This window comes from Cellulomonas hominis, assembly GCF_005239125.1.
Lineage (GTDB): Bacteria > Actinomycetota > Actinomycetes > Actinomycetales > Cellulomonadaceae > Cellulomonas > Cellulomonas hominis_A.
This window is the reverse complement of record NZ_SZYE01000172.1, coordinates 1-8,633: the sequence shown is the minus strand read 5'-3', so window position 1 is coordinate 8,633 and position 8,633 is coordinate 1. Positions and strand designations below refer to the sequence as shown.

Sequence of the window (8,633 nt, the reverse complement as noted above, 5' to 3'; positions counted from 1 at the left end):
CGGTCGTCCGGCCCGCCCGAGCACGCGCCCAGCGCGCCGACCAGCGCGAGCACCACCCCGACGGCGACCCCCCGCCGCACGCCGACCCGACCCCCCGCGAACCGCACCGCGCCCACACGCCTCACCCGCTCGCCGTGGCCGGCACCGGGCCCACCACGGACGCGGGGCGCGGGGCGCCGGTGACGCCGTCGGTGTTGCCCACCAGGACCGAGGACGCGACCGAGCCCCCCGCGAGCCAGAGCGCGCCGCCGTCGGCGGCCCCGCCGGACCCCGTGACGACGTTGCCCTCGACCCGGGACCCCGTGAGCGAGGTGCTGCCCGTCGCCAGCACCGCCGCGCCGCGCGCCGCCGCGACGGACGCGGAGGTCACGGTGTTGCCGGTGAAGGTCGAGCCCTGCACGGTCAGCGCGGCGCCGTCGACGTAGAGGGCGCCGCCGCCGAGCACGCCGGACCCGCTCCCGCCGGTCACGGTGTTGCCGTCGAAGGTCGACCCGGTGACGACGACCGTGTCCGCGTCGTCGACGCCGAGCATCGCCACCGCCCCGCCGGGCGCGCCGTCCGCCGTGTTCCCGCGGAACGTGCAGCCGTCGATCGTCAGCGCGCCGCCGGACATCTGCACCGCGCCGCCGGGCGCCGAGGCGTCGCCCGCGCCGGCGGCGTTCGCGCTGCCGGTGACGACGCAGTCGCGCAGGGTGAGTGCGTCGGGCCGGCCGGGGTCGCCGGTGCCGGCGAGGACCGCGCCGCCGCCGCCGACCTGGGCCGCGTCGGCCGCGGAGGGGACGCCCCCGCTCAGCCCGACCCGCTCGACCGTGACGTCCACGCCGCCGACGAGGCCGGGGTCCAGGTCGAGGATCCGCCGGCCCGACGCCGTGACGGTCCACGCGCCGGGGGACGTCACCACGAGGGTCGCCGGCGCGGCGGGCGCGAAGGTCAGCGGTCCCGCGGCGAGGACGACGTCCGTGCCCGCGGGGACCGTCACCACCGCGTCCGTCTCGCCCGCGGCGCGGCAGAGCGCCTCGCGCAGCGTGGTGCCCGCCGCGCCGTCGTCGCACCCCGCGGTGAGCGCGGCGTCGGCGGGCGACGTCACCGCGATCGCCACCGCCTCGGCGGCCAGGGCGGCGGGGACGCCGAGCGCCGCGGCGCCGGGCGCGACCGTGCCGGCACCGGCCGCGACGGCGGCCAGTGCGAGCGTCGCCAGGGCGCGCCGGAGGGCGGGTCGCAGGGGGTGCACGCCGGAAGACTAGGTGTTTCACCCGAGCGGCGGACCCGTCGTCCGGGTGAATCCTCGTAGGCTCACCCCGCTCGTCGTCCCCGGTCGTCGTCCCCGCAAGGTCCAGGAGTCCCCGTGCCCACCCGCCGCACCGTGCTAGTGGCCGCCGCCGCGGCCGCCGGCGTCGTCGCCGTGGGCGGCTCGGTGCTCGCGACGCGCCGCCCGACCATCCCGCTCACCCTCGCGGCGCTGCGTCCCCTCGTGGGCGACCGGTTCGAGGTCGAGGGCCGCACCGTGACGCTCACGGCCGTGACCGGGCGGGGCGGCGCCCCGGCGACGGAGACGGCCTTCGCGCTGCGGTTCACCGGGGCGGGCGACCTGCCGGGTGCCACGCGGTCGTTCGCGCACGCGGACGGCGACCTGGTGCTGCACGTCGAGCCGGTCGGGCCCGAGGGCAGCACGCTCGAGGCCGTCGTCGGCCGGACGGCCTGAGGCGAGGAGACGACGTGGACCCGTACCTCGGCGACATCCGGCTGTTCGCGGGCATCTTCGTGCCCCAGGGCTGGGCGGCCTGCGACGGCCAGCTGCTGCCGATCAGCGAGAACGAGGCCCTCTACACGCTGCTCGGCGTCCGGTACGGCGGCGACGGGACCTCGACGTTCGCGCTCCCCGACCTGCGCGGGCGGTGGGCCGTGGGCCGCCGCGGCGGCAACCTCGGGGAGACCGGCGGCGCGGAGACGGTCGCGCTCACCGTGCCGCAGCTCCCGGCGCACACGCACGCCCTGCACGCCTCCGCCGCGGCGGCCACGCGCACCTCGCCGGGTGTGTGGGCCGCCGTCGCCGGCCCGGCGTACCTGCCCGGCGACCCCGGTGCGGGCGGTCAGACGATGGCCGGCGACGCCCTGGCGCCGAGCGGGCTCGGCCTCCCCCACGAGAACCTGCCGCCGTTCCTCGGGATGATCCACATCATCGCGACCGTCGGCATCTACCCGACCCGAGACTGACGGCAGGACATGGACCCCTACCTCGGCGAGATCCGCCTGTTCGCCACCGACTTCGTGCCGCGCGGCTGGCTGCCCTGCGAGGGCCAGACCGTGGCGATCAACCAGAACCCGGCGCTGTACTCGATCCTGGGCACGCAGTACGGCGGCGACGGCGTGTCGACATTCCAGCTGCCGGACCTGCGAGACCGCTCCGCGGTGGGTGCCGGCGCGGAGGTCCTCGTCGGCCAGGCCGGCGGTACGGCGAGCACCGCCCTGTCCGCGGCGCAGATCCCGCAGCACGTGCACCAGGTCCTCGGATCGGCCGCGCCTGCCGACGCGGCGGAGCCGGCAGGTGCGCGCTGGGCGACGACGGCCGAGCCGCAGTACGGCTCGGCCGCCCAGGTCGTCATGGCGCCCGGGACCGTGCAGGCCGCCGGGGAGTCCCAGCCGCACGAGAACCGGCCCCCGTACCTCGCACTGACCTACGGGATCGCCGTCCAGGGGATCTTCCCGAGCCGGGGCGACGACGGCGGGCCCGTGTCCCCCGCCCTCATGGGCGAGGTGCGGCTGTTCGCGGGGAGCTTCGTCCCGAGCGGCTGGGCGGCGTGCACCGGGCAGCTCCTGCCCATCACGCAGAACACCCCGCTGTTCGCCCTGCTCGGCACGACGTTCGGGGGCGACGGGCGCACCACGTTCGCCCTGCCGGACCTCCGCGACCGCACCCCCGTCCACGTCGGCCAGGGCAACCCCGGCCGGCGGGACACCGTGGTCGGGGAGCCGGGCGGGGCCTCGCAGGTCGCGCTGAGCCCCCAGCATCTTCCGGCGCACACCCACGCCGTCCGCGGGACCGGCGCACGCGGCACCACGGGGAACCCGTCCGGTGCGTCCTGGGCGGTCGCCCAGCAGGGGCGCGCGCGGCGCGATCAGTACACGACGGCCGGGCCGACCGTGGGGATCGGCGCGACCGGCCCGTCCGGCGGTGCGCAGCCGCACACGAACCGCTCGCCCTACCTCGGCGTCACGGCGATGATCGCGCTGGACGGCGTGTTCCCGACCCGCCCCTGAGCGACGGCCACGGCCCGGAGGTCCTCCGGCGCGCCCACCGCCGGGCGACGACCCGCACCCGAGCACCCTCCCGGCCCACGACCGCGGACCCGCACCCCGGCGTGCCGCGTGATCGCGCGGGTCCGCGGCGCCGCGGCCCCGGCGTCGCGGCCGTCGTGGCAGGCCGTCGTCGCAGGCCACCCCGGCGGGGTTGACATCCCGACCACCCGGTCGTAATTTCTGCGGTACCTACCGCGCGGTAGGTAGTGGTGGCGCCGGCAGCGACGGCGCCACGACGTCTCAACGTGGAGCCGTCCGACTCCCATGACGCCGAAGAAGGTACGCATGGACGCGCAGGCCACCGTCGCCGCCGAGGGCACCCCCTCGACGCGGGACGACATCGCCCCCGACACGGGAGCCCCGTTCACGCGGGCCCGCACCCTGCGCTTCGGTGCCGGGTTCTTCGCATACGGCCTGCTCTGGATCGTCGGCCTGCAGATCGTCGCGGCCGTCCTGCTCCCGCAGCGCCTGCGGGACATCGGCGTCGACTCCCCCGAGACGCTCCTCGGCTCCATCAGCGCGATCACCGCGATCGTCTCGCTGGTGTCCAACCTGGTGTTCGGCAACCTGTCGGACCGCACCCGCAGCCGCTTCGGCCGGCGCACCCCGTGGATCCTCGCGGGCGGCATCATCGGCGGCGCCTCGCTGTTCGCGATCGGCGTCCTCACCAGCCCCGGGCTGATCACGCTGTCCTACTGCGTCAGCATGGTCGGCCTGAACATGATGCTGGCGCCCGCCGTCGCGGTCCTCGCCGACCGCGTGCCCGGCAAGGTCCGCGGCACCATGTCCGCGTTCTACGGCGGCGGCCTCGCCGGCGGCGCGCCGATCGGCTCGCTGGTCGGCGCCGCGTTCATCACGCACTCGCTGCCGGGCTTCGTCCTCGGCGGTGCCCTGATGGCCGTCTCGGCCGTCATCGCGCTGGTCGTCTGGCCGCGGGAGCGGTCCGCCGTGGACCTGCCGCCTGCCGCGGCCGGCTTCGGCGAGCTGCTCAAGTCGTTCCGGCCGCCGCGCAAGGCGCCCGACTTCTACCTGGCCTTCGCGGGCCGCCTGTTCATGCTGGTCTCGTACCAGATGATCATGGCGTACCAGCTCTACATCGTGCAGGACCACGTCGGGCAGACCACCGCCGAGTCCGCCGCCACCATCGCGACGATGGCCGTCATCACGTTGGTCGTGTCCCTGATCGGCTCGGTCGCCGCGGGCCCGGTCTCCGACCTGATCGGCCGCCGCAAGCTCCCGGTGGTGCTGTCGAGCGTGCTGTTCGCCGTCGGTATCGCGATGCCGTGGATCTGGCCGACCCCCGCCGGCATGTTCCTGTTCGCCGGCATCGCCGGGCTCGGCTACGGCGTCTACACCTCCGTCGACCAGGCGCTGAACGTCGACGTGCTGCCGAACGAGGAGGAGGCCGGCAAGGACCTCGGCATCCTCAACCTCTCGACCACCGCCGGCCAGACCGTCGGCCCGCTCATCACCTCGGCGCTGGTCGTCGCGACCGGCGGCTACGGGCTCGTGTTCCCGGTGTCCATCGTCGCCGCGCTCCTCGGCGCCTTCTTCATCACGCGGATCAGGTCCGTCCGCTGACCTGACGCCGCCGCGGCCTCCCGCCGCACCCGCTCGAGGCCCCGGGCCGGACACCGCGTCCGACCCGGGGCCTCGTCGTCAGCCCACCGCGCCGCCCGCGCCCGGCCTCCCCAGCAGCGCCAGGTCCGCCAGGTCCACCGCCCGCGGCGGGTACCCGGTGTGGAACGCGACCTGCTGCGCCACCGACAGGCAGCCCACGACCCGGCCGCCGATCGTCCCGGTGACGAAGCAGCCCGCCGGGTAGTCGAACGCGGTGCCGTCCAGGCCCGCCTGCGTCCCGCGCCCCCGGGCGTCGAACGCGACGGGGTGCAGGTCCACCCACCGTCCGCCCGGGGCGGCGAGCTCGACCCGCACCGGCCGCCAGTCCGTCTCCACCGCGTAGCCCAGCCGCGCCAGCGCCGCGAGCGCCGCGGCCTCGCCGGTCGCGTCGAGCGCGAGGTCGAGATCCCGGTGCGGCCGGGTCTGCCGGCCGACGAGCGCGTCGACGCCCCAGCCGCCCGCCACCCACGCGCGGCAGCCGGCGGTCGCGAGCGCGTCCAGGACGCGATGCACCTCGGCCGGGTCCACGCGCGCCACCTCCCTCGCCTCGCCGTGCTCCCCCACTGTGCCAGCGACCCGGGGGACCGGCGACGCCGTACACCGGCCGGACACCTCGGTCGGCCACACTGTCCGGCGACGCCCGGGGACGCGCCGGACGACGACCGGAGGGACGACATGAGCGGCGACACCGGCCTGGCCCGGCGACTCGGCCTCGGCGACGCCGTGGTGATCGGGCTGGGCTCGATGGTCGGCGCCGGGGTGTTCGCCGCGTTCGCGCCGGCCGCGCAGGCCGCCGGCTCCGCGCTGCTGCTCGGCCTCGCCCTCGCCGCGGTGGTCGCCTACGCCAACGCCACCTCCTCCGCGCAGCTCGCGGCGCAGTACCCCGCCTCCGGCGGCACGTACGTCTACGGGCGCGAGCGCCTGGGCCCGTGGTGGGGGTTCCTCGCGGGCTGGTGCTTCGTGATCGGCAAGACCGCGAGCTGCGCGGCGATGGCGCTGACCTTCGCCGCGTACGCGGTGCCGCCCACGTGGCAGCGGCCGGTCGCCGCCGGCGCGGTGCTGGCGCTGACCGCGGTGAACCTGCGGGGCGTCACGCGGACCGCGCGCCTGACCCGCGTGGTGGTGGCCGTCGCGCTGGCCGCGCTGGCGACCGTCGTGCTCGCCGGCCTGACGGGCGGCGACCCGTCCTGGGCGCGTGTCGCCGTCGGCGCCGACGCGACCTGGTCGGGCGTGCTGGGCTCCGCCGGCCTGCTGTTCTTCGCGTTCGCGGGGTACGCCCGGATCGCCACGATGGGCGAGGAGGTGCGCGACCCGGCCCGGACGATCCCGCGCGCGATCCAGCTGGCCCTCGGCCTCGCGGTGCTCGTGTACGCCGCCGTCGCGGTGACCCTGCTGACGGTGCTCGGGCCGAACGCGGTGGCGGGGAGCGCCGCCCCGCTCGCCGACGCCGCCGCGGCGACCGGGCGGCCCTGGGTCGGCGCGGTGGTCCGGGTCGGCGCGGTCGCCGCCTCGCTCGGCGCCCTGCTCGCGCTGGTCGCGGGCGTCAGCCGCACCACCCTCGCGATGGCCCGCGAGGGCGACCTCCCGCGGCCGCTCGCGGCGGTGCACGCGCGGTACCGGGTGCCGCACCGGGCGGAGGTGGCGCTCGGCGGCGTCGTCGTCGTGCTGGTCCTCACGGTCGACCTGCGCGGCGCGATCGGGTTCTCGTCGTTCGGCGTGCTGCTCTACTACCTGGTCGCGAACCTCGCCGCGCTCACCCAGGACCGGGCGCACCGCCGGTTCCCGCGCGCCCTGCAGGTGCTGGGCGCGCTCGGCTGCGTCGCGCTCGCCGCCACCCTGCCGCCGGCGTCGGTGCTCGGCGGTGCCGGGGTGGTCGCCGCGGGCGTCGCCTGGCGGGCGGTCGTGCTGGCGCGGCGCCGGGGTGTGGGTGGTCCGGCGTAGCGTGCGGCGGACCGGCACACCGGCCGGGGGCTCCGACGAGGGAGGCACCATGTCCGAGGACGTCGCGCGGGACGGGGACGACCGGCAGGACGGCGGGTCCGACCCGCAGGGCTGGTGGGGACCTCCGGTCGCCGGGGACGAGGTCGCGTCGCTCGTCGGGTCGCTGGAGCGGCAGCGCGCCACGTTCGCGTGGAAGGTCGGCGGCCTCGACCGCGAGGCGCTGTCCGCCACGCTCGGCCCGTCGGCGATCACGCTGGGCGGCCTGGTCAAGCACCTGGCGTTCGTCGAGGTGTTCCACCTGTGCACCCGGGTGAACGGCCGCCGGCCGGGCGACCCGTGGGAGGGGGTCGACTGGGACGCCACCCCGGACTGGCCGTGGTCGTCCGCCGCCGACGACGACCCCGCGTACCTCTACGGGCTGTGGCGGGACGCCGTGGTGCGCGCCCGCGCGTCGCTGGCGGACGCCGTCGCCGACGGCGGGCTGGACCGGCCGATCGCGTGGTCCGACGACCCGGACGCCACGCCGAGCGTGCGCCGCGTCCTGGTCGACCTGATCGAGGAGTACGCCCGGCACGTCGGCCACGCGGACCTGTACCGCGAGGCGATCGACGGCGTGGTCGGGGAGGACCCGCCGGAGGTGCCCGCGCTGTACCCGCTGCCCGCGCGCCGGGGCTAGGTCCGGCGCCGCGGGACCCCGGCGGTCACCGCAGCGGCGCGGGCTCCCGCGGTGCCATGCCCGCCGCCCGGTACGCGTCGTCCACCAGCCGCATCGCGGCGACCGCCTGCGCCGTCCCCGACACCGGGTCGCCGCCGCGCAGCACCGCGTCCGCGAACGACCGCAGCATCCACACGTACGACGCGGTCGGGTCGACCGGCTCCTCGACGACCCGCCCGTCGGCGTGCTCGACGACGATCCGCCCGCCGTTCTGCGGCCCGTACGGGCTGTGCACGGTGATCGTGCCCGCGGTGCCGACGATCCGCGCCCGGACGCTCTGGTCCTCCGTCGCCACCATGCTGGCCCGCACGGTGCCGTCCACCCCGCCGGGCAGGTCCAGGTGCACCACGATCGACGCGTCGACCCCGTCCACCTCGACCGCCTCCGCCGACCGCACCGTGGGCGCGCCCAGCACGCTGGTGAGGAACCGGAGCGGGTAGACGCCCAGGTCCATCAGCGCCCCGCCGCCCATCGACTCCTGCCAGCGGATGTCGCCCCGGTCGGCGATCTCGACGCAGAAGTCGGCCTCCGCGGAGGTCACCTCCCCGATCGCACCCTCGGCGACCAGCTCGCGCAGCCGCGCCCACGACGGGTGGTGCTGCGAGTGGAACGCCTCCATCACGACCAGGCCGGACCCGGCGGCCGCGGCCTCGACGTCCTCGGCCTCGGCGGCGTTCGCGGTGAACGGCTTCTCGCACAGCACGTGCTTGCCCGCGGCGATGGCGCGGAGCATCCACACCCCGTGCAGCGCAGCCGGGGTCGGCACGTAGACCGCGTCGATCTCCGGGTCCGCGAGCAGCGCGTCGTAGTCGTCGAGCACGCGCTCGATCCCCTCGTCCCGCGCCATCTGCTCCGCCCGGGAGCGGTCGCGTGCGGCGATCGCCGTCACCTCGACCTCCGGGACGGACGCGGCGGGCGCAGCCACCGCGTCGTGCAGGATGCGCGCAGCACCGAGGACCCCGAGACGTACCGTCGACATGGGCAGCACCGTAGCGGGCGCCGCGGGGCGGCGCCGGTCCGCGGCGCCCGACGGCCGGTGCCGCGCCCGCTCAGCGCGCGG

The 8,633-nt window shown here is 77.0% G+C and carries 9 protein-coding genes; 6 read left to right on the top strand and 3 right to left on the bottom strand.

Annotation, left to right across the window (positions count from 1 at the left end; all coding sequences use genetic code 11):
• Window positions 1–121: 121 nt before the first annotated feature.
• Window positions 122–1,231 carry a right-handed parallel beta-helix repeat-containing protein gene (locus FA014_RS15960; RefSeq protein WP_154730638.1) on the bottom strand — a complete coding sequence of 370 codons (1,110 nt, stop codon included), beginning with the start codon at window positions 1,229–1,231 and terminating at the stop codon, window positions 122–124.
• Between the two features lie 114 nt (window positions 1,232–1,345).
• On the opposite strand from FA014_RS15960, the gene FA014_RS15955 reads away from it, so the two are divergent.
• The 4 genes from FA014_RS15955 (at window position 1,346) to FA014_RS15940 (ending at window position 4,878) form a co-directional block, all read left to right on the top strand.
• Window positions 1,346–1,702, top strand: a complete 357-nt coding sequence (locus FA014_RS15955; RefSeq protein WP_154730637.1) for a DUF6916 family protein — start codon at window positions 1,346–1,348, stop codon at window positions 1,700–1,702.
• A gap of 14 nt (window positions 1,703–1,716) precedes the next feature.
• On the top strand, window positions 1,717–2,214 hold the full coding sequence (locus FA014_RS15950; RefSeq protein ID WP_154730636.1) for a phage tail protein: 498 nt from the start codon (window positions 1,717–1,719) through the stop codon (window positions 2,212–2,214).
• A gap of 9 nt (window positions 2,215–2,223) precedes the next feature.
• Complete coding sequence (locus FA014_RS15945) at window positions 2,224–3,258, top strand: phage tail protein (protein ID WP_154730635.1); 1,035 nt, start codon at window positions 2,224–2,226, stop codon at window positions 3,256–3,258.
• 324 nt (window positions 3,259–3,582) lie between these two features.
• Window positions 3,583–4,878, top strand: coding sequence for an MFS transporter (locus tag FA014_RS15940; RefSeq protein WP_154730634.1), 1,296 nt, complete (start codon window positions 3,583–3,585; stop codon window positions 4,876–4,878).
• 78 nt (window positions 4,879–4,956) lie between these two features.
• Here FA014_RS15940 and FA014_RS15935 read toward each other — a convergent pair whose 3' ends face one another.
• Window positions 4,957–5,445: a nucleotidyltransferase domain-containing protein gene (locus FA014_RS15935; protein ID WP_154730633.1), complete on the bottom strand. Its 489-nt coding sequence runs from the start codon at window positions 5,443–5,445 to the stop codon at window positions 4,957–4,959.
• A 147-nt stretch (window positions 5,446–5,592) separates the two neighbouring features.
• Here FA014_RS15935 and FA014_RS15930 point away from each other — a divergent pair, with 147 nt between their 5' ends.
• Window positions 5,593–6,858 (top strand): APC family permease, encoded by a 1,266-nt coding sequence (locus tag FA014_RS15930; protein WP_154730632.1) that lies wholly within the window; start codon window positions 5,593–5,595, stop codon window positions 6,856–6,858.
• Between the two features lie 49 nt (window positions 6,859–6,907).
• A complete protein-coding gene (locus tag FA014_RS15925) occupies window positions 6,908–7,534 on the top strand; it encodes a DinB family protein (RefSeq protein WP_154730631.1) in 627 nt (208 codons plus the stop codon).
• 25 nt (window positions 7,535–7,559) lie between these two features.
• Here the strand turns inward: FA014_RS15925 and FA014_RS15920 are convergent, their stop codons facing one another.
• Window positions 7,560–8,552: a Gfo/Idh/MocA family protein gene (locus tag FA014_RS15920; protein WP_154730630.1), complete on the bottom strand. Its 993-nt coding sequence runs from the start codon at window positions 8,550–8,552 to the stop codon at window positions 7,560–7,562.
• Between the last annotated feature and the right edge of the window lie 81 nt (window positions 8,553–8,633).